Origin of the sequence: Streptomyces sp. NPDC002779 (assembly GCF_042888685.1) — a bacterium.
In the GTDB taxonomy this organism is placed as follows: Bacteria; Actinomycetota; Actinomycetes; order Streptomycetales; family Streptomycetaceae; genus Streptomyces.
In genome coordinates, this window is sequence record NZ_JBIAQC010000002.1 from 464,026 (window position 1) to 487,388 (window position 23,363).

General features: G+C 71.4%; 16 protein-coding genes. All 16 read left to right on the forward strand.

Going from position 1 to position 23,363, the window contains the following annotated elements:
- Positions 1-81 precede the first annotated feature (81 nt).
- The 16 genes from ACFYW5_RS07740 to ACFYW5_RS07815 all read left to right on the forward strand — a co-directional run bounded on the left by ACFYW5_RS07740 (position 82) and on the right by ACFYW5_RS07815 (position 23,261).
- Entirely contained in the window at positions 82-1,101 is a 1,020-nt protein-coding gene (locus tag ACFYW5_RS07740) for a rod shape-determining protein (RefSeq protein ID WP_004001297.1), read from the forward strand.
- Positions 1,102-1,260: 159 nt separating this feature from the next.
- Positions 1,261-2,211 (forward strand): rod shape-determining protein MreC, encoded by a 951-nt coding sequence (gene mreC, locus ACFYW5_RS07745; RefSeq protein WP_389416041.1) that lies wholly within the window; start codon positions 1,261-1,263, stop codon positions 2,209-2,211.
- A gap of 12 nt (positions 2,212-2,223) precedes the next feature.
- The gene (gene mreD, locus ACFYW5_RS07750) at positions 2,224-2,901 is read left to right on the forward strand and encodes a rod shape-determining protein MreD (protein WP_389416042.1); all 678 of its coding nucleotides are present in this window, start codon (positions 2,224-2,226) and stop codon (positions 2,899-2,901) included.
- A gap of 122 nt (positions 2,902-3,023) precedes the next feature.
- The gene (mrdA, locus tag ACFYW5_RS07755; protein ID WP_389416043.1) at positions 3,024-5,279 is read left to right on the forward strand and encodes a penicillin-binding protein 2; all 2,256 of its coding nucleotides are present in this window, start codon (positions 3,024-3,026) and stop codon (positions 5,277-5,279) included.
- Positions 5,276-6,475, forward strand: a complete 1,200-nt coding sequence (gene rodA, locus ACFYW5_RS07760) for a rod shape-determining protein RodA (protein ID WP_389416044.1) — start codon at positions 5,276-5,278, stop codon at positions 6,473-6,475. Before mrdA ends, rodA begins: the two co-directional genes overlap by 4 nt.
- 81 nt (positions 6,476-6,556) lie before the next feature.
- Positions 6,557-8,062 (forward strand): CHAD domain-containing protein, encoded by a 1,506-nt coding sequence (locus ACFYW5_RS07765; RefSeq protein WP_389416045.1) that lies wholly within the window; start codon positions 6,557-6,559, stop codon positions 8,060-8,062.
- A gap of 88 nt (positions 8,063-8,150) precedes the next feature.
- On the forward strand, positions 8,151-10,115 hold the full coding sequence (locus tag ACFYW5_RS07770) for a TIGR03960 family B12-binding radical SAM protein (protein ID WP_389416046.1): 1,965 nt from the start codon (positions 8,151-8,153) through the stop codon (positions 10,113-10,115).
- Positions 10,116-10,296: 181 nt separating this feature from the next.
- Entirely contained in the window at positions 10,297-11,376 is a 1,080-nt protein-coding gene (locus ACFYW5_RS07775; RefSeq protein ID WP_389416047.1) for a hypothetical protein, read from the forward strand.
- A 46-nt stretch (positions 11,377-11,422) separates the two neighbouring features.
- Entirely contained in the window at positions 11,423-12,184 is a 762-nt protein-coding gene (locus tag ACFYW5_RS07780) for a TIGR03936 family radical SAM-associated protein (protein ID WP_389416048.1), read from the forward strand.
- Between the two features lie 262 nt (positions 12,185-12,446).
- A complete protein-coding gene (locus ACFYW5_RS07785; protein ID WP_389416049.1) occupies positions 12,447-16,463 on the forward strand; it encodes an Rne/Rng family ribonuclease in 4,017 nt (1,338 codons plus the stop codon).
- 231 nt (positions 16,464-16,694) lie between these two features.
- Positions 16,695-17,015 carry a 50S ribosomal protein L21 gene (rplU, locus tag ACFYW5_RS07790; RefSeq protein WP_007381993.1) on the forward strand — a complete coding sequence of 107 codons (321 nt, stop codon included), beginning with the start codon at positions 16,695-16,697 and terminating at the stop codon, positions 17,013-17,015.
- Positions 17,016-17,029: 14 nt separating this feature from the next.
- Entirely contained in the window at positions 17,030-17,284 is a 255-nt protein-coding gene (gene rpmA / locus ACFYW5_RS07795; RefSeq protein ID WP_389416050.1) for a 50S ribosomal protein L27, read from the forward strand.
- A gap of 106 nt (positions 17,285-17,390) precedes the next feature.
- Positions 17,391-18,833 carry a GTPase ObgE gene (obgE, locus tag ACFYW5_RS07800; protein WP_389416051.1) on the forward strand — a complete coding sequence of 481 codons (1,443 nt, stop codon included), beginning with the start codon at positions 17,391-17,393 and terminating at the stop codon, positions 18,831-18,833.
- A gap of 111 nt (positions 18,834-18,944) precedes the next feature.
- Positions 18,945-20,312, forward strand: coding sequence for an FG-GAP repeat domain-containing protein (locus ACFYW5_RS07805; protein ID WP_389416052.1), 1,368 nt, complete (start codon positions 18,945-18,947; stop codon positions 20,310-20,312).
- A gap of 128 nt (positions 20,313-20,440) precedes the next feature.
- Positions 20,441-21,991 (forward strand): alkaline phosphatase D family protein, encoded by a 1,551-nt coding sequence (locus ACFYW5_RS07810; protein WP_389416053.1) that lies wholly within the window; start codon positions 20,441-20,443, stop codon positions 21,989-21,991.
- A 79-nt stretch (positions 21,992-22,070) separates the two neighbouring features.
- Positions 22,071-23,261, forward strand: a complete 1,191-nt coding sequence (locus ACFYW5_RS07815) for a hypothetical protein (protein WP_389416054.1) — start codon at positions 22,071-22,073, stop codon at positions 23,259-23,261.
- The last annotated feature ends 102 nt before the right edge of the window (positions 23,262-23,363 follow it).

Sequence of the window (23,363 nt, forward strand, 5' to 3'; positions counted from 1 at the left end):
ACGTCACAGCACCCACCTCGCCGACCTGAAAAGCCCTCAAAAGCTCGTGGGAAGGCCAGACGAATCCTGATGGGGAACTCAATGTCGTTCATCGGCCGTGACATGGCTGTCGACCTCGGGACCGCCAACACGCTGGTGTACGTCAGGGGTCGCGGGATCGTACTCAACGAGCCGTCCGTCGTCGCGATCAACACCAACACCGGTGGCATCCTCGCGGTCGGCGCCGAAGCGAAGAAGATGATCGGGCGCACGCCGGGCAACATCGTTGCCGTACGCCCGCTGAAGGACGGCGTGATCGCCGACTTCGAGATCACCGAGCGGATGCTCCGCTACTTCATCCTGAAGATCCACAAGCGGCGGTATCTGGCTCGTCCGCGGGTCGTCGTCTGTGTGCCCTCGGGCATCACGGGCGTCGAGCGCCGCGCCGTCATCGAGGCGTCGTCCCAGGCCGGCGCCCGTCAGGTGCACATCATCGAGGAGCCCATGGCCGCGGCCATCGGTTCCGGCCTGCCGGTCCACGAGGCCACGGGCAACATGGTGGTCGACATCGGCGGCGGCACCACGGAGGTCGCGGTCATCTCCCTCGGCGGCATCGTCACCGCGCAGTCCATCCGCGTGGCGGGCGACGAACTGGACAACGCGATCATCCAGCACATCAAGAAGGAGTACTCGCTCCTGCTGGGTGAGCGCACGGCCGAGCAGATCAAGATCACGATCGGTTCGGCGTACGACCTCGACTCCGACGAGCACACCGAAATCCGCGGCCGGGACCTGGTCTCCGGGCTGCCCAAGACCGTGGTCATCTCGGCCGCCGAAGTGCGCAAGGCGATCGAGGAACCCGTCAACGCCATCGTCGACGCCGTCAAGACGACCCTCGACAAGTGCCCGCCGGAGCTGTCCGGCGACATCATGGACCGCGGCATCGTGCTGACCGGCGGCGGCGCCCTGCTGCGCGGCCTGGACGAGCGGCTGCGCCGGGAGACCGGCATGCCGATCCACATCGCCGAGGACCCGCTGGACAGCGTGGCGCTCGGCTCCGGCAAGTGCGTCGAGGAGTTCGAGGCGCTCCAGCAGGTCCTCGACGCCCAGCCGCGCAGATGACGCAACCCTTCGATTCCGCCGTACGAGACGATCTCCTCTCGTGCGGCGGATCGTTGATATAGAGACAGTCGATCCAGAGACACAAGCTCCCGCAAAAGCAGCCCCCGGGCCTCCCTGGGGCTTCCCGAATTCCTATGAGGAAGGGCACGGCCGCCGCACGTGAGGGACACACGAGAGAGCCGGCTGCTCCTGGTGCTGCTGATCGCCGTCGCGTTCGCGCTGATCACGGTGGACATCCGCGGCGGGGAGGACTCCCCGGTCGACGGTGCCCGGCAGACCGCGGCCACCGTCTTCGGGCCGATCGAGAACGGCGTCTCGAGCGCGGTCGACCCCGTCGGCAACGCGGTCTCCGCGATCCGCGACTCGGGCGAACGGCACGACCGCATCGCCGAGCTGGAGAAGGAGAACGCCGCTCTCAAGGCGAAGCTCGGCAGCGACGACCGCAACCGCAGCAGACTCGCGCAGCTCGACAAGATGATGAAGATCGCGGGCCGGGGCCAGTACGGCATCAAGGGCGCCGAGGTCATCGCGATAGGAGCGGCCCAGGGCTTCTCCTGGACCATCACCATCGACGCCGGCGCCAACGACGGCCTCAAGCGCGACATGACGGTCCTCAACGGCGACGGCCTGGTCGGCCGCGTCACCACCGTCGGCCCCGACACCGCGACCGTGCTGCTCGCCAGCGACCCCGACTTCACCGTCGGCACCCGGATGGAGGGCAACGACGAACTCGGCTTCGCCTCGGGACAGGGCGACCGCCCGCTGCGCGTCGAACTCCTCAACGGCAAGGCGCAGATCAAGAAGGGCGACCGCCTGGTCACCTTCGGCTCGCAGGCCGACCGGCCCTTCGTGCCGGGTGTCCCAGTTGGCGTGGTCAACCGCGTCGACCCCTCCGGCGGCGACCTGACCCGCACCCTCTACGTCACGCCGTTCGTCAGCTTCACCAAGCTCGACATCGTCGGCGTCGTCGTCGAGGCCCCGAAGAAGGACCCGCGCGACACGGTGCTCCCCGACAAGCCCAAGCCGACCCCCAGACCGACGGTGACGGTGACGGTCACCCCGTCCGCCCAGGCACCGGTCGACGGCCAGTACCCGCAAGAAGAGCAGTAGGAGCTGAAGCCCATGCGCGTCAACCGGATCCTGCTCTCCTCCTCGCTGGTCGTCGTCGCCCTGGTGCTCCAGGTCAGCGTCCTCGCCCGGCTCCACCTCCCCGGCGCCGTCCCCGACCTGCTCCTGCTGACGGTCCTGGCCCTCGCCATGGTCTACGGCCATGTCGGCGGCGCCCTCGTCGGCTTCGGCGCCGGACTCCTCGCCGACCTCGCCCCGCCCGCCGACCACGCGGCCGGCCGCTACGCCCTGGTGCTGTGCGTCATCGGCTACCTCGCCGGGCTCATCAAGCCGGACAACGGCCGGCTGAAATCGGCGACCGGACCCATGGTCGTGGTCGCCGCCGCGGCGGTCGGCTCCACGCTGCTCTACGCCGGGGTCGGCGCCCTCGTCGGCGACACCGCCGCCCGCCATGTGGGCCTCGGCAGCCTGCTGTTCACGGCGCTGCTCTACGACCTGCTGCTCGCCCCCTTCGTGGTCCCCGGGATCATGGCCCTGGCGCGACGCGCGGACAACGATCCGCTCGTCGAGACCAACTCCGCGGCGAAGGCCGACATCTCCACCGGCTGGCTCGCCGGCGGCACCGGACTGCGCATCGGCGGCCAGCGCGGCGGCCTCGGCGGTCTGAGGGTGAAGGCGGCGCGGGCGCGCACCGCCCGCGCCGGCCGCATCAAGGGGGTCAAGCGACTGTGAGGGCACGCGGGTTCGAGTTCACCCGAACGGGTTCGCCGAGGCGGAACGCGGCCTCACCGGCCGGCCGTTCATCATTCGTACGCGCACACACTCCGGCGCACTGAGAGGGGGCGGCAGCCGCAGTGACCAACATCCCCGAGACCGGGCGGACCCCACGGGTCCAGATCCGGCTCATCGTGATCCAGATCCTTGTCCTGTCCCTCCTCGGCACCCTCGGCGGGCGGCTGTGGTACCTCCAGATCCGGGAAGGCGACGAGTACGCCGAGGAGGCCTCCGGCAACCACGTCCAGCAGGTCGTCGACCCGGCGGTGCGCGGCTCGATCCTGGACGCCCGCGGCGTACCGCTGGCCGACAACGAGACCCGGCTGGTCGTCTCCGCCTCCCGCACCGAACTGCTGAAGATGAAGGACGACGGCAAGGGCGTCCTCACCAAGCTCGCCGGTGTCCTCGGGATGACGCCCAAGGAAGTGCGGGAGAAGGTCCGGCTGTGCGACGCCGAGACCCCCCAGCCCTGCTGGAACGGCTCGCCGTACCAGCCGATCCCCGTCACCGCCGAGGCGACCCCCCGGCAGGCCCTCCAGATCCGCGAGCGCGCCGAGGACTTCCCCGGCATCACCGCCGAACCGCAGGCCGTCCGCCGCTACCCCGGCCCCGGTGGCTCCAACACCGCCCAGGTCCTCGGCTATCTCTCCCCGGTCACCGACGAGGAGATCACCAAGGCGCAGAACACCGACTCGCCCTACCTCCGGTCCGACCAGGTCGGCCGCTCCGGCGTCGAGCGCCAGTACGACAAGGAGCTGCGCGGCAAGGCCGGCGTCACCCGCTACGAGGTCGACAAGCTCGGCCGGGTCATCGGCGAGGCCGAGGCCGACCCCGCCCAGCCCGGATCCAACCTCGTCACCAGCATCGACGCCCGCGTCCAGCGGGTCGCCGAGTACGAGCTGAACGAGGCGATGAAGGCGGCCCGCAAGGAGTGGGACCGCAACACCCAGGAGCGCTACAAGGCCGACGCGGGCGCGATCGTGGTGATGGAGGCCAAGACCGGCCGGGTCGTCGCCATGGCCTCCAACCCGACCTACGACCCGAACGCCTGGGTGGGCGGCATCTCCGCCAAGGACTACAAGCAGCTCACCGGCAAGGCGTCCAACTACCCGCTGCTGAACCGCGCCATACAGGGTCAGGCGGCACCCGGCTCCATCTTCAAGGTGGTCTCCACCGCCGCCGCGGTCCAGGCGGGCTACGACTTCGACGGCCGCTACAACTGCTCCAGCTCCTACTCCGTCGGCGGACAGGTCTTCAAGAACTTCGAGTCCCAGAACCACGGCCCGATCGACCTCGGCCGCGCCCTGGAGGTCTCCTGCGACACCGTCTACTACCAACTCGCGCACAGCGAGTGGAAGAAGGACGGCGGCATCAACCCCAAGGGCAAGCCGAAGGACTACTTCTACAAGGCCGCCCACCAGTTCGGCCTCGGCGCGGAGACCGGCATCGACCTGCCCAACGAGGTCACCGGCCGGGTCCCCGACCGCGAGTGGAAGCAGTCCTACTGGAAGGCCAACAAGGACGCCTGGTGCAAGACCGGCAAGAAGGACGGCGACTACGTCGAGAAGATCGCCTACGAGAACTGCCTCGAAGGCAACAAGATGCGCGCCGGTGACGAGATCAACTACTCCATCGGCCAGGGCGACACCCTGGTGACCCCGATCCAGATGGCCACCATCTACGCCGCCATCGCCAACGGCGGCACCCTCTACGACCCGACGGTCGGCAAGGCCATCGTCAGCGCCGACGGCAAGCAGGTCTCCGAGATCGAGCCCACGGCGCACGGCAAGCTGCCGGTCAGCAAACAGACCCTGGCCCAGATGGACGAGGCCCTGGCCGGCGTCGCCACCCGCGGCACCGCCGCCTGGCGGTTCGAGGGCTGGCCGCAGGACGAGATCCCGATGCACGCCAAGACCGGTACCGCCGAGGTCTACGGCAAGCAGACGACGTCCTGGTTCGCCACGTACACCAAGGACTACGCCATCGTCATGACGATCTCCCAGGGCGGTACGGGCTCCGGCGCCTCCGGCCCCGCCGTCCGCAACGTCTACGACGCGCTGTACGGCGTCTCCGACGACGGCGCCATCAACAAGAAGAACGCGCTGCTGCCGACCCCGCAGAAGAACCTGCCCAAGATCCAGACCGACGGGTCGATCCTCTCCCCGAAGGTCGCCAAGGACCCGGCGAAGGACCAGCGGGCCAGCCAGGAGGGCGTCCCCGAGGGAGGCGTCCCCGGCGAGGACGGACAGGCGGCGACCGTGGGGGCACCCACGACGGAGAACCGTGAGACGCGTCGCCGGCGGCAGCGCCGACGCGGCCCGAGGAGGCTGACGTGACCGGCGCCAACAGCTTCCAGGTATCCGGGTACGGCCCCGAGCGGGCGGGCTGGACCCGGCTGTTCGCCCGGGACTCGCTCGCCCGCCGGCTGGACTGGCCGATACTGTTCGCGGCGCTCGCGCTGTCGCTGATCGGCTCGGTCCTGGTCTACTCCGCGACCCGCAACCGCACCGAGATCAACCAGGGCGACCCGTACTTCTTCCTGGTCCGGCACATCCTGAACACCGGCATCGGCCTCGCGCTGATGATCGGCACGGTATGGCTCGGCCACCGCACCCTGCGCACCGCGGTGCCGATCCTGTACGGCGCCTCGCTGTTCCTGATCCTGCTGGTGCTCACCCCGCTCGGCACCACGGTCAACGGCGCGCACTCCTGGATCGCGCTCGGCGCCGGCTTCTCGCTGCAGCCCTCGGAGTTCGTGAAGGTCACGATCATCCTCGGCATGGCGATGCTGCTCGCCGCCAGAGTCGACGCGGGCGACAAGCCCTATCCCGACCATCGCACGGTGCTCCAGGCGCTGGGGCTCGCCGCCGTGCCGATGCTGATCGTGATGCTGATGCCCGACCTCGGCTCGGTCATGGTGATGGTCGTCATCGTGCTGGGCGTGCTGCTCGCCTCCGGCGCCTCGAACCGCTGGGTGTTCGGCCTGCTGTCGGCCGGCGCGATCGGCGGGATCGCGGTGTGGCAGCTGCACATCCTGGACGACTACCAGATCGCCCGCTTCGCCGCCTTCGCCAACCCCAGCCTCGACCCGTCGGGCGTCGGCTACAACACCAACCAGGCCCGGATCGCCATCGGTTCCGGCGGACTGACCGGGTCCGGCCTCTTCAACGGCTCGCAGACCACCGGCCAGTTCGTGCCCGAGCAGCAGACCGACTTCGTCTTCACGGTCGCGGGGGAGGAGCTGGGCTTCGTCGGCGGCGGGCTCATCATCGTCCTGCTCGGCATCCTGATCTGGCGGGCCTGCCGCATCGCCCGCGAGACGACCGAGCTCTACGGCACCATCGTCGCGGCCGGGATCGTGGCCTGGTTCGCCTTCCAGTCCTTCGAGAACATCGGCATGACCCTCGGCATCATGCCGGTCACCGGTCTGCCGCTGCCCTTCGTGTCGTACGGCGGCTCGTCCATGTTCGCGGTGTGGGTGGCGGTCGGGCTGCTGCAGTCGATCCGGGTGCAACGCCCGATGTCCGCATAGCCGCTGGTCACCCCCCGTTTTCCCTGAGGTTGGACACCGGTGGCCCTGTTGTACCGCCATGACTCCGATTAGATTCGGGTCATGGCGGACACCAAGCGTGAGATCGAGCGAAAGTACGAGTCCGACGAGAGCGGTCTGCCCGACCTGACCGGCGTCGCCGGTGTCGCGGCCGTCATCCACAAGGGCGTCGCCCACCTGGACGCCACCTACTACGACACCGAGGACGAACGCCTCGCCGCGTCCTCCATCACGCTGCGCCGCCGCACCGGAGGAACCGACGCGGGCTGGCACCTGAAACTCCCCGTCGCCCCCGGCGTCCGCGACGAGATCCAGGCGCCGCTGTCCGGCACCGTCCCCGGCAGCCTCACCGGCCTAGTCCGCTCCCGGGTCCGTGACACCGAACTGCTCCCCCTGGTCCGGCTCCGCTCCGACCGCGACCTCCGCCACCTCGTCGACGCCGACGGCCTGCTGCTCGCCGAGGTGAGCGTGGACGCCGTACGCGCCGAACGCCTCGGGACCGGGGCGAGCGCCCAGTGGACCGAGATCGAGGTCGAGCTCGCCGACGGCGGCGACCCCGCCCTCCTCGCCACGCTCGACAAGCGGCTGCGCAAGGCCGGGGTACGCCCCTCGGCAGCGGCCTCGAAACTGGCCCGGGCCCTGGCGGAGACCGCCCCGAAGAAGAAGCGGCGCAAGGAGAAGACCTCCGAGGCACCCGTCACCGCGGGCGATCACGTCCTCGCCTATCTGCGCACCCAGCGGGACGCGATCGTCGCGCTCGACCCCGCCGTGCGCCGGGACGTCGAGGACTCCGTGCACAGCATGCGCGTCGCCACCCGCCGGATGCGCAGCACCTTCAAGTCCTTCCGCACGATCCTGGACCGGGACGTCACCGACCCGATCGCCGACGAGCTGAAGTGGCTGGCCGGCGAGCTGGGCGTGGACCGGGACCGGGAGGTGCTCACCGAACGCCTGTCGGCCGCCCTCGACGAGGTGCCCTCCGCGCTGGTCTACGGCCCGGTCGCCGAGCGGCTGAACCGCTGGGCGGGGGAGCGGCCGGGCGGGGCGAGCAGCCGGCTGATCGGGATCCTCGACTCCCGCCGCTACCTGGCCCTGCTCGACGCCCTGGACGGCGTGCTCACGGATCCACCGCTGTTGCAGGCGGCCGGGAACAAGCCCGGCAAGGTCCTCGGCAAGGCGGTGCGGAAGGACTTCGGCAAGGTGTCCGCGCTCGTCGAGCAGGCCCTGGAACTCGACCCCGGCACCGACCGGGACACCGCCCTACACGACGCCCGCAAGAAGACCAAGCGCACCCGCTACGCGGCGGAGGCCGCCAAGCCCGTCCTGGGCGCCTCCGCGAAGTCCCTGATCAAGACCATGAAGGCGCTGCAGACCCTGCTCGGCGAACACCAGGACAGCGTCATGGCCCGCCAGACCCTGCGCGAGCTGTCCGCCGTCGCGCACGCGGGGGGAGAGAGCGCCTTCACCTACGGGCTGCTGTACGGGCGCGAGGAGCAGCGGGCGGCGGCCGTGGAGACCGAGCTGCCCGGGTTCTGGGCCGGGAACAAGGACGCTGCGGACGCCCTGTGAGCCTTCGGACGGACGGGGGGTGTCCACCGCCGCGTTAGGCTAGATGGTCACCCCTGTCCGTTCAGTCCAGCTCACGAAGGTACGCGACATGCCTGCCGAAGTCGCTGCGTCGGTGTTCCCGCAGCTCGAAGCCCTCCTCCCGCATGTGCAGAAGCCGATCCAGTACGTGGGCGGAGAGCTCAACTCCACGGTCAAGCCGTGGGAGAGCTGCGACGTCCGCTGGGCGCTCATGTACCCCGACGCCTACGAGGTCGGACTGCCCAACCAGGGCGTCATGATCCTCTACGAGGTCCTGAACGAACAGCAGGGCGTCCTCGCCGAGCGCACCTACAGCGTCTGGCCGGATCTGGAGGCCCTGATGCGGGAGCACGGCGTCCCGCAGTTCACGGTGGACAGCCACCGCCCGGTGCGCGACTTCGACGTGCTGGGCCTGAGCTTCTCCACCGAGCTCGGCTACACCAACATGCTCACCGCCCTCGACCTCGCCGGCATCCCGCTGGAGTCCAAGGACCGCACGGTCGACGACCCGATCGTGCTGGCCGGCGGCCACGCGGCCTTCAACCCCGAGCCGATCGCCGACTTCATCGATGCCGCGATCATCGGCGACGGCGAGCAGGCCGTGCTCGACATGACCCGGATCATCCGCGAGTGGAAGGCCGAGGGCCGCCCCGGCGGCCGCGAGGAGGTCCTCTTCCGGCTGGCGAAGACGGGCGGGGTGTACATCCCGGCCTTCTACGACGTGGAGTACCTGCCCGACGGCCGGATCGCGCGTGTCGTACCCAACAAGTCGGGTGTCCCGTGGCGGGTGTCCAAGCACACGGTGATGGACCTGGACGAGTGGCCCTACCCCAAGCAGCCGCTGGTGCCGCTGGCGGAGACGGTCCACGAGCGCATGTCGGTCGAGATCTTCCGGGGCTGCACCCGCGGCTGCCGCTTCTGTCAGGCGGGCATGATCACCCGCCCGGTGCGCGAGCGGTCGATCACCGGCATCGGCGAGATGGTCGAGAAGGGCCTGAAGGCGACCGGCTTCGAGGAGGTCGGCCTGCTGTCCCTGTCGTCCGCGGACCACTCCGAGATCGGCGACGTGGCCAAGGGCCTGGCGGACCGGTACGAGGCGGACAAGATCGGCCTGTCCCTCCCGTCCACCCGCGTGGACGCCTTCAACATCGACCTCGCGAACGAACTGACGCGCAACGGCCGCCGCTCCGGCCTGACCTTCGCCCCCGAGGGCGGCTCGGAGCGCATCCGCAAGGTCATCAACAAGATGGTCTCCGAGGACGACCTGATCAGGACGGTCGCGACGGCGTACGGCAACGGCTGGCGCCAGGTGAAGCTGTACTTCATGTGCGGCCTGCCCACCGAGACCGACGACGACGTCCTGCAGATCGCGGACATGGCGACGAAGGTGATCGCCAAGGGCCGCGAGGTGTCGGGGGCGAACGACATCCGCTGCACGGTCTCGATCGGCGGCTTCGTCCCCAAGCCCCACACCCCCTTCCAGTGGGCGCCGCAGCTCTCCGCCGAGGAGACGGACGCGCGCCTGGAGAAGCTCCGGGACAAGATCCGCGGCGACAAGAAGTACGGCCGCTCCATCGGCTTCCGCTACCACGACGGCAAGCCCGGCATCGTCGAGGGCCTGCTCTCGCGCGGTGACCGCAGGATCGGCGCGGTCATCCGCGCGGTCTACGACGACGGCGGCCGCTTCGACGGCTGGCGCGAGCACTTCTCCTACGACCGCTGGATGCGGTGCGCCGACAAGGCGCTGGCCCCCTTCGGCGTGGACGTCGACTGGTACACCACCCGCGAGAAGACGTACGAGGAAGTCCTCCCCTGGGACCACCTGGACTCGGGCCTCGACAAGGACTGGCTCTGGGAGGACTGGCAGGACGCCCTCGACGAGACGGAGGTCGAGGACTGCCGCTGGACGCCGTGCTTCGACTGCGGGGTGTGCCCGCAGATGGACACCCACATCCAGATCGGCCCCACGGGCAAGAAGCTGCTGCCGCTGACGGTGACGAACTCGGCACCGGCACCTGGCGGGCACGCGCACTGAGGTTCTGCTGGGGCCCTTTCCCGCGCGGGAAGGGCCCCTCGTCGCGGATGCCCGCGTACGCCGTGTTGTCCGGCGGTGTCAGCGCGGCCCGCAGCTCGTAGTGCGAGAGCGCGCCGGCGTTGTGACGGCATCGCAACCCACGGGGCGCATCCGCCTCGCGGGCCGTGGCGTCTTGGGCGGTATGGAGCCGCAGAAGTCACTGCCCGAGCCCCGGCAGCCGGAAGGCTGCCTCGTCGCGGCGATCCGCCTCCCGGTGCGGATCGTCGTGCTGGTGCTGGTCGTGCCCGTGCGCATGGTGTGGGACGCGCTGGTCGTCGCCGGGCGGTTCCTGACCGACACCGTGTTCCGGCCCGCGGGGCGGGCGCTGCTGTGGATCGGGCGGGCGCTGTTCGTGTGGCCCTTCGTGGGGCTGTGGCGGTACGCGCTGGTGCCGCTCGGGCGCGGGCTGGCCTGGCTCGGGAAGGTGCTCGTCGTCGTACCGCTCGTCTGGACGTACCGCTGGGTGCTGACCCCGGTCGGGCATGCGCTCGCCTGGGCCGGGCGGTGGATCTGGGCCGGGCTGGCATGGGTCTACGCGCGCGTGCTCACGCCGATCGGGCAGGGCTGCATGGGGGTGCTGCGGGGGATCGGCGCCGGGCTCGCCGCCCTCGGCATCGGGTTGTACACCGCGGTCGCCTGGCTGGTGCGGTACCTGCTCGTCGTGCCCGCACTGTGGGTCTATCAGTGGGTGCTCACGCCGGTCGGGCACGCCTTCCTGTGGGTCGTGCGGGGGATCGGGCTCGCGCTGTACTGGATCACCCGGGTGCTGTTCGTGCTGCCCGCGCTGGCCCTGTGGCGCTGGGTGCTGGTGCCCGTCGGGCGGGTGCTCGCCGTGCTCGGGCGGGAGACCTGGGACGCGCTCGGGCATGCCTGGCGGGTGGCCGGGCGGATCTCGTCGGCCGTCGGACGGTTCCTCGGGACCCTCTTCCGGTGGATCTTCGTGGAACCGGTGCGATGGGCCTACCGGACGGTTCTCACACCTGTCGGGCACGTCGTGCGGGACGCGGTGCTGCGGCCCTGTGCCGAGGCCGCGCGCGGTGCGGGGCGGATCGGCCGACAGGCGCTCGCCGCGGCGCGGGAGTCCGCGCGTCAGGCCCGTGCCGACATCCGGCGGATGGTGTTCGGGGAGCCCCGTGAGCGGGCCGCGGTGGCCCGGCGGGAACCTCTCGGCGCCGAGGCACGTACTCTTGGTAGGAGTACGACCGCTCTCACGAAGGACTAGGACACTGGGCAAGCGACAGCCCGAAGGCCCGCCGCCCGCACCTGCGGTGCAGCGCATCCGACTGCGCTACACCAAGCGCGGCCGCCTGAGGTTCACCAGCCACCGAGACTTCCAGCGCGCCTTCGAGCGTGCGCTGCGCCGTGCCGACGTACCGATGGCGTACTCGGCGGGGTTCACGCCGCATCCGAAGGTGTCGTACGCCAATGCCGCACCCACCGGCACGGGCAGTGAGGCGGAGTACCTGGAGATCGCGCTCACCGCGGCGCGGGACCCTGAGCAGCTCAGGCGGACGCTCGATGAATCGCTGCCCGCCGGGCTCGACGTCATCGACGCGGTCGAGGCCCGGACCTCCGGGCTCGCCGACCGGCTGACCGCTTCCGTGTGGGAGCTGCGGCTGGACGGCGTGGAGCCGGCCCAGGCCGAACAGGCCGTCGCCGCCTTCAAGGCCGCCGAGTCCGTCGAGGTCCAGCGCATGACCAAGAACGGCGTCCGGACCTTCGACGCCCGCCCCGCGGTCGCAGATCTTGAAACGCACAGTTCGACGGCTGATAGGCCGACCGACCAGCCCTGTGCGATACTGCGGCTGGTTGTTCGGCACGTGACGCCTGCCGTACGACCCGACGACGTCCTGTCCGGTCTCCGCGCCGTGGCCGACCTGGCGCCGCCGGTCCCCGCAGCGGTGACCAGGCTGGCGCAGGGGCTGTTCGATGCAGAGAGCGGCACGGTGACCGACCCGCTCGCGCCCGACCGCGAGGCGGCGGCGGCCCTAACGGCCGAATCCGCTGCCACCGCGAAGGCGTCGGCGTAAGGAAGGTCCCGCGAAGGGACGGACGTCGAAGCGCCGCCCTCGTACTCGGGAGCCACCTGGGTCGGGCAGCGCACCGACCACAAGACTTTCGCCAGGCCGTACGCATTCGGTGTACGGAACCGGCGAGACAGGACACAGAGAGCTCCCGTGCGGCGCCCGCGCCCCGGACGGCGGCAGTCGCGCACGACGCGAGCCGCGGACGTCACCGGCACACCGCCGGACCAGGCGCGGCGCCCGGGAGCCTGACGGGAGAAACGCCCGCATGCTCGAGCCGATCGAACCCACAGAGGGTTCCGAACCGAATACCCCCAGCGACACCCTGCCGCCGCGTCGTCGGCGCCGGGCCGCTTCCCGGCCGGCGGGTCCCCCCGTCGGCAAGGCGTCCGCCGGACCCGCGACCGAGGTCGAGAAGACCGAGGCCGAGGCCGAGGAGACCGTGGTCGCGGTGACTGCGGAGACCGCCGAGGCCGAGGCCCCGGCCGCCGTCGTCGAGGAGGCCCCCGCCGGCCGTACGCGTCGCCGTGTGGTGCGCCGGGCGTCCGCGCCCGCCGGGGCAGCCACGCCCGCCGAGGCGGCCGAGACCATCGTGCCCGCCACGAACTCCGCGGAGGAGCAGGCGCCCGCCACCGAGAGCGTGGAGACCGCCTCGTCCGCCGGTGCCGTCGAGGACGCCGCCCCGCGCCGCGCCCGCCGCCGTGCCACCCGCAAGGTGTCGGCCCCCGCCGGGGCGCCCGAGGCCGCGGAGGTCGTCGCCCCCGTGGAGGCCGCGCCGGTCGAGCAGGCCGTCGAGGTGCCGGCGGCCGAGGACGCCGAGCCGAAGCCCCGTACGCGTCGCCGTGCGACCCGCAAGGTGGCCGCGCCCGCCGAGGTCACCGAGCCCATCGCCGAGACCCCGGCCGAAGAGGTCCCGGTCGAGCAGGCCCCGGCCCCGGCCGAAGTGACCCCGGACGCGTCCGAGGACGTCGCCCCCCGTCGTACCCGCCGGCGTGCCACGCGTCGCGTGTCCGCGCCCGCCGGGGCGCCCGAGAACGTGGAGGCGCCCGTGACCACTGCCGAGGAGAGCGGGGCGGCCGAGGCCGTGACCCCCGCCGAGACCGTCGAAGCCGTCGAGACCGACCGGCCCGCCGAGGACGCCGCCCCGCGTCGCCGTCGCCGGGTCGCCCGCAAGGCCGCCACCGGGTTCTCCGAGCCCGCGCGGCCCGCCGTGGAGGAGGAGGCCGAGGAGGCCGACGCCCCGCGTCGTCCGGCGCGGCCCGCCGTCGCCGTCTTCCAGCCGCCCGTCTTCACCGAGCCGAGGTTCCAGACCCCCGAGCGCGCCGCCGCCGCGGCCGCCGCCGGGCCGTTGGACGAGCCCGAAGAGGTCGACGAGGTCGAAGAGGTCGAAGAGGCCGAGGAGCTCCCGGAGGAGCCGGTCGGCGCCCGTCGCCGTCGTCGCCGCCGGGGTGCGGCAGCCGACGAGGCGGAGACCCGTACCGCCGAGGCCCGGACCGCCGAGACGCGCGGCGCCGAGGCCCTCAGCGACGAGACCGTCGACGAGGAGGACGAGGCGGACGAGGCCGAGGACTCCGTCGACGGCGACGAGACCGAGGAGACCGGGTCGCGCCGCCGCCGTCGCCGGGGCGGCCGCCGCCGTCGCCGCGGTGAGTCCGCCGACTCCGACGAGGGCGGCGACTCCGCGGACGCCGACTCCGACGAGGCCGTCGCCGCGCAGGCCGCGCAGGACGCCGAGGACACCGCCGAGCAGGAGGAAGAGGACGCCGAGGACGGCGGTGACGACTCCGGTGGCTCGAGCTCCAGCAGCCGTCGCCGGCGCCGCCGTCGCCGTAGGGCCGGAGACGCCTCCCCCGAGGCCGAGCCGTCCGCCGACGACCCGGAGCGCACCGTCGTCAAGGTGCGCGAGCCGCGGGCCAAGGCCGAGCCGTCCGACGAGGTGCAGTCCATCAAGGGCTCGACCCGTCTGGAGGCCAAGAAGCAGCGCCGCCGGGAGGGCCGGGAGCAGGGCCGCCGGCGCGTACCGATCATCACCGAGGCCGAGTTCCTGGCCCGCCGCGAGGCCGTCGAGCGCGTGATGGTCGTCCGCCAGCACGGCGACCGTACGCAGATCGGCGTCCTCGAGGACAACGTGCTCGTGGAGCACTACGTCAACAAGGAGCAGTCGACCTCGTACGTCGGCAACGTCTACCTGGGCAAGGTCCAGAACGTGCTCCCCTCGATGGAGGCCGCGTTCATCGACATCGGCAAGGGGCGCAACGCCGTCCTGTACGCCGGTGAGGTCAACTTCGAGGCGCTGGGCATGGCCAACGGGCCGCGGCGCATCGAGTCCGCGCTGAAGTCCGGCCAGTCCGTCCTCGTCCAGGTCACCAAGGACCCGATCGGGCACAAGGGCGCGCGTCTGACCAGCCAGGTCTCCCTGCCGGGCCGCTACCTCGTGTACGTCCCCGAGGGCTCCATGACCGGCATCAGCCGCAAGCTGCCCGACACCGAGCGGGCGCGGCTGAAGACCATCCTCAAGAAGATCGTCCCCGAGGACGCGGGCGTCATCGTGCGCACCGCCGCCGAGGGCGCGAGCGAGGACGAGCTGCGCCGTGACGTGGAGCGGCTGCAGGCGCAGTGGGAGGACATCCAGAAGAAGGCCAAGAGCGGCAACGCCCCGACGCTGCTCTACGGCGAGCCGGACATGACCGTCCGGGTCGTCCGGGACATCTTCAACGAGGACTTCTCCAAGGTCGTCGTCAGCGGCGACGAGGCGTGGTCGACCATCCACGGCTACGTCGCGCATGTCGCGCCCGACCTCGCCGAGCGGCTGCAGCGGTGGACCTCCGAGGTCGACGTCTTCGCCACCTACCGGATCGACGAGCAGCTCGCCAAGGCGCTGGACCGCAAGGTCTGGCTGCCCAGCGGCGGTTCGCTGGTGATCGACCGGACCGAGGCGATGGTCGTCGTCGACGTCAACACCGGCAAGTTCACCGGCCAGGGCGGCAACCTGGAGGAGACGGTCACCAGGAACAACCTGGAGGCGGCCGAGGAGATCGTGCGTCAGCTCCGGCTGCGCGACCTCGGCGGCATCATCGTGATCGACTTCATCGACATGGTGCTGGAGTCCAACCGGGACCTGGTGCTGCGGCGCCTGCTGGAGTGCCTGGGCCGGGACCGTACGAAGCACCAGGTCGCCGAGGTGACCTCGCTGGGGCTCGTCCAGATGACCCGCAAGCGGGTCGGCCAGGGCCTGCTGGAGTCGTTCTCCGAGACGTGCGTCCACTGCAACGGCCGCGGTGTCATCGTGCACATGGAGCAGCCGACCTCCGCCGGTGGCGGCGGCAAGCGCAAGAAGCGCGGGCGGGGCGGCGACGTGCACGAGCACGAGACCGCGGCGGCCGTCGAGCCGGTGGAGCCGGAGACGGAGAGCGCCGCCGAGGTGGCCGCCGAGGCCGCCGAGCCGGTCGCGCTCCCGGAGCCCGCCTTCGCGGTGGACGAGGAGCTGTACAGCAGCGTCGCCGAGGCGGAGGCCGCGGTCACCCGCGGCGGCCGCAGCCGGCGCCGGGCGAGCCGTCGTGCGTCGGCCCCGGCCGGTGCGCCGAAGGCGGAGGCGTTCGAGGCCGAGGCGCCCACCGCTCAGGACGTGACCGTCGAGGAGGAGGTCGAGCGTCCGGTGCAGCCGGAGTCGGCCGCCGAGGCGAAGGCCGCGCCCGCCGCCGTGGAGGACGCGGTCGTCGAGACCCCGGCCGCCCCGGCCGAGGAGGCCGCGCCCAAGGGCCGTACGCGTCGGCGTGCGACCCGTAAGGCGACCGCGCCCGCCGGTTCCCCCGCGGGGGCGGAGGCGGCCGTGGTGACCGTCAGCGAGACGGCGCCCGAGCCGAAGGCGGAGGAGGCCCCGGCCCCCGAGCCGGTGCCGGTCGCCGAGGCGCCCGCCGAGAGCGCCGCCCCGGCCCGTCCGCGCCGCCGTGCCGTCCGCAAGGCCACCGCGCCCACCGCGTCCGAGGAGGCGGCCGTCGTGGTCGTCCCCGCGGCGACGGAGACCGTGGCGGCCGAGCAGGCCCCGGCGGCTGAGGAGGAGCCCGCCCCGGCCAAGAAGACCGCGGCGCGCAAGACGGCGAAGAAGGCGACGGCCAAGAAGGCCGCCACCAAGAAGACCGCGGCCACGAAGACGGCGGCCAAGAAGACGACGGCCAAGAAGGCGGCCAAGACCGCCACGGCCGCCAAGAAGGCGACGTCGAAGAAGACCGCGGCAGCGGCGCAGCAGACGCCGCCCTCCGTCTCGGCCTCCACCGACGAGGACTGACCCCTCGGGGGTGCGCGGCCGGCGTGACCGGCCGCACACCCCCGGGGCCCGGCCCGGTTTGACCCGTTCGGCCGCGGCCCCGTAACCTTGACCGTCGGCGTGTCCACTGACACGCCACATCCCCGTAAACCTTTTCCTCCTGGTCCGCGTGGCCGGGAGAGGCCGTCCGCTGATCAGTCGGGCGGCTGGACTGCGGGGGTGCCGTTTCTCGAGCGAGAGAGTGAGACCCGCGTGTACGCCATCGTGCGCAGCGGTGGTCGGCAGCACAAGGTTGCTGTCGGCGACATCGTTGAGGTTGACAAGATTTCCACTGCCAAGGTTGGCGACACGGTCGAGCTCTCGACCCTGCTCGTTGTCGACGGCGACGCTGTGACCAGCGACCCGTGGGTGCTGGCCGGCATCAAGGTCCAGGCCGAGGTCGTGGACCACCACAAGGGCGTCAAGATCGACATCCTTCGTTACAAGAACAAGACCGGCTACCGCCGTCGTCAGGGCCACCGCCAGCAGTACACGGCGATCAAGGTCACTGAGATCCCCGCGGCTGCGAAGTAAGGGACTGAGGAGAGATGGCACACAAGAAGGGCGCATCGTCCACCCGTAACGGTCGTGACTCCAACGCTCAGCGCCTCGGCGTGAAGCGTTACGGCGGTCAGGTCGTCAACGCGGGCGAGATCCTGGTCCGTCAGCGTGGCACCCACTTCCACCCGGGCTCCGGTGTGGGCCGTGGCGGCGACGACACGCTGTTCGCGCTGCAGGCCGGTTCGGTGCAGTTCGGCACCCACCGTGGCCGCAAGGTCGTGAACATCGTTCCGGTCGCCTGATCGGAAGCTTTTCGCGAGGCGGACCTCACTTCCCTGGTGGGAAGGCGGGTCCGCCTTTCGCGTGTTACAGCTATGACATTTCCGTAAGTAACTGGAGGCACCCACCATGACCACCTTCGTGGACCGCGTCGAACTGCATGTCGCCGCGGGTAACGGAGGTCACGGCTGCGCCTCCGTCCACCGCGAGAAGTTCAAGCCGCTCGGCGGACCGGACGGCGGGAACGGCGGGCGGGGCGGCGATGTCATCCTGACCGTCGACCAGTCCGTGACCACGCTGCTGGAGTACCACCACTCCCCGCACCGCAAGGCCACCAACGGCAAGCCCGGTGAGGGCGGCAACCGCTCCGGCAAGGACGGCCAGGACCTGATCCTGCCGGTGCCGGACGGCACGGTCGTCCTGGACAAGGCGGGCAACGTCCTCGCCGACCTGGTCGGCCACGGCACCTCCTTCGTCGCCGCGCAGGGCGGCCGGGGCGGGCTCGGCAACGCCGCGCTCGCCTCCGCCCGCCGCAAGGCGCCCGGCTTCGCGCTGCTCGGCGTGCCCGGGGACCTCCAGGACATCGTCCTGGAGCTGAAGACCGTCGCCGACGTGGCGCTGGTGGGCTACCCGAGCGCCGGCAAGTCCTCCCTGATCTCGGTGCTGAGCGCCGCCAAGCCGAAGATCGCCGACTACCCGTTCACCACGCTGGTGCCGAACCTCGGTGTCGTCACCGCCGGTTCGACCGTCTACACCATCGCCGACGTGCCGGGGCTCATCCCGGGTGCCAGCCAGGGCAAGGGCCTGGGCCTGGAGTTCCTGCGGCACGTGGAGCGGTGCAGCGTGCTGGTGCACGTGCTGGACACGGCGACGCTGGAGTCCGACCGCGACCCGATCTCCGACCTCGACATCATCGAGGCCGAACTGCGCGAGTACGGCGGCCTCGACAACCGCCCGCGGATCGTCGTCCTGAACAAGATCGACGTACCGGACGGCAAGGACCTCGCCGAGATGGTGCGGCCGGATCTGGAGAAGCGCGGTTACCGGGTCTTCGAGGTGTCCGCGGTCGCCCACATGGGGCTGAAGGAGCTGTCCTTCGCGCTCGCCGACATGGTCGGCCGGGCGCGGGCCGCGAAGCCGAAGGAGGAGGCGACGCGGATCGTCATCCGGCCCAAGGCCGTGGACGACGCGGGCTTCACCGTCGTACGCGAGGAGGACGGGCTGTTCCGGGTGCGCGGCGAGAAGCCGGAGCGCTGGGTGCGGCAGACCGACTTCAGCAACGACGAGGCCGTCGGCTACCTCGCCGACCGGCTCAACCGCCTCGGTGTCGAGGAGGAGTTGATGAAGGCGGGCGCCCGGGCCGGTGACGGGGTCGCCATCGGTCCCGAGGACAACGCCGTCGTCTTCGACTGGGAGCCGACCGTCATGGCCGGTGCCGAGATGCTCGGCCGACGCGGTGAGGACCACCGCTTCGAGGCGCCGCGCCCGGCGGCCCAGCGCCGCAGGGACCGGCAGGCCGAGCGGGACGACGTCGACCGGGAGTACGACGACTTCGAGCCCTTCGAGGGTTAAGGCCGGGGAAAGCCGGGGCGTACGGCGGGGCAACCAACCGTCGGTCCGGCGAGTCGTACAGGGCGCCGCGGATGAGGATCTTGGTTCTCTCCGCGGCCAACCGCCCTTTCGATGCCCGGAGTCGACGTGCCCGTACGCCGCAGTCTTGTGATCGCCCTCGCCCTGCTGGGCGCCACCGTCGCAGCAGCGCCCCCCGCGCATGCCACGCCCGAGACGGTCAGGCAGGACTTCAACGGTGACGGCTACGAGGACCTGGTCACCGGGGTGCCGTTCGGGCAGGTGGCCGGGAAGAAGCGGGCCGGGTACATCGCCGTCGTCCACGGCTCGGCGAACGGGCCCGGCACCAGGAAGGTCTACAGCCAGGCCTCCCCGGGCATCCCGGGCACCGTCGAGTCCCACGACATGTTCGGCGCCCACCTCGCCGTGGCGGACCTCGACGGCGACGGCTACACCGATCTGCTGGTCGAGTCCGACAACGAGCAGTGGACGCAGGACGGCATCGCCCGGGACGGCAACCGTTCCGTGCTGTGGGGCGGCCCGGGCGGTCTTACCTCCGGCAAGGTGCTGCCCGCGCTGACGGCCGGCAAGTACCAGGGCGGCACGACCCTCGCCGGGGACTTCGACGGTGACGGGCACCAGGACCTGGCCCGGCCGGGGGAGGTGCGGTTCGGGCCGTTCGGGCGGGACGGGGGCGCAGCCTTGGTGCGGCAGGGCGCCGAGTTCGACACGAGCGACCAGCTGACGGCCCTCGCGGCCGGGGACACCGACGGCGACGGCATCACCGACGTCGTCGCGCTGGCCCGGGCCCACGAGCGGGAGAGCGACAACCTCTTCGCCTACTCCGTGCAGCTCAGCCGCGGCAGCCGGGACGGACTGCTCGCGCCGGTCACCGTCACGACCTTCCGTACGGCCGAACCCTGGCACGAGTCCCTGGCCGTCGGCAGCGTCGACGGTGACGCGGGCGCCGAGATCGTGACCGGCGGCGGCAATGACGTCAGGGTCGTCGACGGCGGCAGCCTGCGGGTGCTCACGCAGGACACGCCCGGTGTCCCCGGCGCCCATGAGACCGGCGACAGCTTCGGCGCCGCCGTCTCGGTGGGCGACCTCGACGGCGACGGCTACGGCGACATCGTGGCCGGGAACCCCACCGAGGACCTCGGCGGGAAGGCGGACGCGGGCACCTTCGCGGTCCTGCCGGGCGGGCCCGACGGGCCGACCGGGGCGGGCAGCGAGGTGTTCGGCCAGGCGAGCCTCGGCGTGCCCGGCAGCGCCGAGCAGAACGACCGCTTCGGCAGTGACACCGACGTCGTCGACAGCAACGGCGACGGAGTGGCCGAGCCGGTCGTCTCGGCCGTCGGCGAGAACCAATGGGCGGGCGGGGTCTGGATGTTCACGGCGAAGGGCGTCCTGTCCTTCGGTGCCGGCGCGTTCGGCATGACCGCCGCCGACTCGCGGTTCGGCGACCGTTTCCCGCAGTGATCTGTCCCTCGCCCTCCTGTTGCTCGCCCATTTGTCATGCACGCGAACCCTGAGGTTCAGCGGGTGGCCTGCCCGGAAGCGTGAGCTTCCAGGTGTCCAAGGGGCCCGCGACGCAGGGGAGTTCGTCGATGACCGCAGCAGGATCACCCGACCGCCGCCGCTTTCTGACCGCCGGCGCCGCCGTGCTCGGTGCCGCCGCCTCCGCCCAGCTGTGGCTGCCCGCCACCGCCCGCGCCGCCGAAACCGCCCTGCCCGAGGGTGTGTTCAGCCTCGGTGTGGCCTCCGGCGACCCGCTGCCCGACGGCATCGTGCTGTGGACCCGGCTGGCCCCCGACCCGCTGAACGGCGGGGGCATGCCCGACGCCGTCGTGCCCGTGGAGTGGGAACTCGCCGAGGACGAGCGGTTCCGCAAGGTCGCGCGCCGCGGCGCCGCCCAGGCGCGGCCCGAGTACGGACACAGCGTGCACGTGGACGTACGGGGCCTGCGCCCGGGCCGCCGCTACTGGTACCGCTTCCGCGCCGGCGGCCGTATCTCGCCCGTCGGCCGCACCCGTACCGCGCCCCACCCCCGCAGCTCCGGCGGCGACCTGCGCCTCGCGCTCGCCTCCTGCCAGAACTGGCAGCACGGCTGGTTCACGCCGTACGCCGACATGCTGGCCCAGGATCCCGACGTCGTGCTGTTCGTCGGGGACTACATCTACGAGTCGGTGCCCTCGGCCACGGCCCCGCGCCGGCACGAGGGCACGGGGGAGCCGTACACCCTGGAGCAGTACCGCAACCGCTACGCGCAGTACCGCTCCGACCCCGACCTCGCGGCGATGCACGCGGGCGCCGCCTTCGTGGTGACCTTCGACGACCACGAGGTGGACAACGACTTCGCGGGCGAGATCCCGCAGGACCCGGCGAAGCAGCCGCACGACGCGTTCGTGGCCCGGCTCACCGCGGGCTACCAGGCGTACTACGAGCACATGCCGGTGCGCGCCACGGCCGTCCCGAACGGACCGCACATCCGGATGCACCGGCGCCTGGAGTTCGGCCGGCTGGCCAGGCTCAACGTCCTCGACACCCGCCAGTACCGCAGCGACCAGGCCACCACCCAGGCCGGGGCGGCGGACCCCTCGCGCACCATGCTCGGCGCCGCGCAGAAACAGTGGCTGCTGGACGGGCTGCGGGACTCGCCCGCCCGCTGGAACCTGATCGCCTCGCAGATCATGATGGCCGAGACCGATCTGCTGGTCGGCGAGGGCAAGCAGTGGTACTACGACGCCTGGGACGGCTACCAGGCCGAACGCAACCTGTTCCTCAAGGAGTTCGGGAGCGTGCGCAACCCGGTGGTGCTCACCGGGGACCGCCACCTGACGATGGTCAGCGACCTGAAGGAGGACTTCGCGGACCCGGACTCCGCGGTCGTCGGCGCCGAGTTCGTCGGCACCTCCATCTCCAGCAACGGCGACCAGGACCAGGACGCGTTCCGCAGGGACTGGGACCCGCGCCGGGCGGACAACCCGCACTGGAAGCTGCTGGACGCCCACCGCGGCTACCACCTCTTCGACATCCGCCGCGACGGCATCGACGCACAGGTCCGGGTGGTGGACACGGTCCGCCGGCCGACGGCGGTGCCGAGCACGCTGGCCAAGCTGCGGGTGGAGGCGGGCCGCCCGGGCGTCGAGGTGGTCTGACCCGGTCGGTGGGGCGCTCATCGCTGTCCCATACGGCTCTCAGCCCACCCTCAGGAACACCTCCTACCGTCCCTTGTCCATGGAGACGGACTGTACGAGAGACGACGTCCCGGCCGACAGCGCGCCCACTGCGCCGGCGGCCGGGACGAGGCTGCTGCACATCGGCCCGCACAAGACCGGGACCACCTCGATCCAGGGCGCCCTGTTCGGGGCCAAGGAGGCGATGGCCGCGCACGGCGTCGACTTCCCCGCCACCAGCAGGCACCCCATGTCGGCGGCGCTCGCGGTCTGCGGCCGCCCCGGGATGATGGGCGACGCAGAGCCCGGCGAGCGGCACTGGGAGACGCTGGTGGAGCAGGTCGCCGCCACCGGTCGGCGCACCTCGGTGATCAGCAGCGAGTTCTTCGCCGACGCCCCCGACGACGAGACGATCGAGCGGATCGTCCGGGAACTGGGCGGCGAGCGGGTGCACGTCCTGGTCACGCTGCGCCCGCTGGCCAGGATCATGCCGTCGCAGTGGCAGCAGTACGTGCAGAACGGCCTGCGCATGGGCTACGAGGACTGGCTCCGGCACATGCTGAAGAAGCCGCCGTACGAGAAGCCCAACCCCAGTTTCTGGCGCCGGCACCGGCACGACCGGCTGGTCGAGCGGTGGGTACGGGTCACCGGCGCGGACCGGGTCACCGTCGTGGTGGTCGACGACCGGGACCGCGGCGGCCTGATGCGTACCTTCGAGGCGCTGCTCGGGCTGCCGGAGAATCTGCTCCACGAGGTTCCGGACACCGCGAACCGCTCACTCACCCTCGCCGAGACCGAAATGCTGCGGAATCTTAATGTGGAATTCCGTGGAAATGAGCTGCCGGAAGAGTTTTATTCACAGCTCATCCGATATGGCGCCGTGCTGCATATGAAGAACGCGTGCGCACCCGGCCCCGACGACGTGAAGATCCGCACCCCCCAGTGGGCCGCCGAGGCCGCCGCCGGGATCGGTGCCGAGATGGCGCTGCGGATCGGCGCGACGGGCGTGCGGGTGCTGGGCGACCCCGGGATCCTCTCCGCCGTACCCGAGCCCCCGACGGGCACCGACGCCGAGCCGCGCCTGCCTCCCGAGGTGGCCGCGCGGGCACTGTACGGGGCTGTCGCGGCGGCCGCCGGGGCGCCCCTGCCGAACGGACTGCCCGGGCAGGCGCGGACGGTTCACCGGACGGCGTCCAAGGAACTCGTGCGGGTACTCGGACATCGTGCCCTGAAGCGGCTGCGCCGCCGCTGAGCTGTGCGGTTACTCACAGCTACGCCCGGCAATTCCGCACCGTCCACGGAAGTTTTCCGACTGTCACCAGGAGTGCAAGGTGAATGACAGGTTGCGCGCACA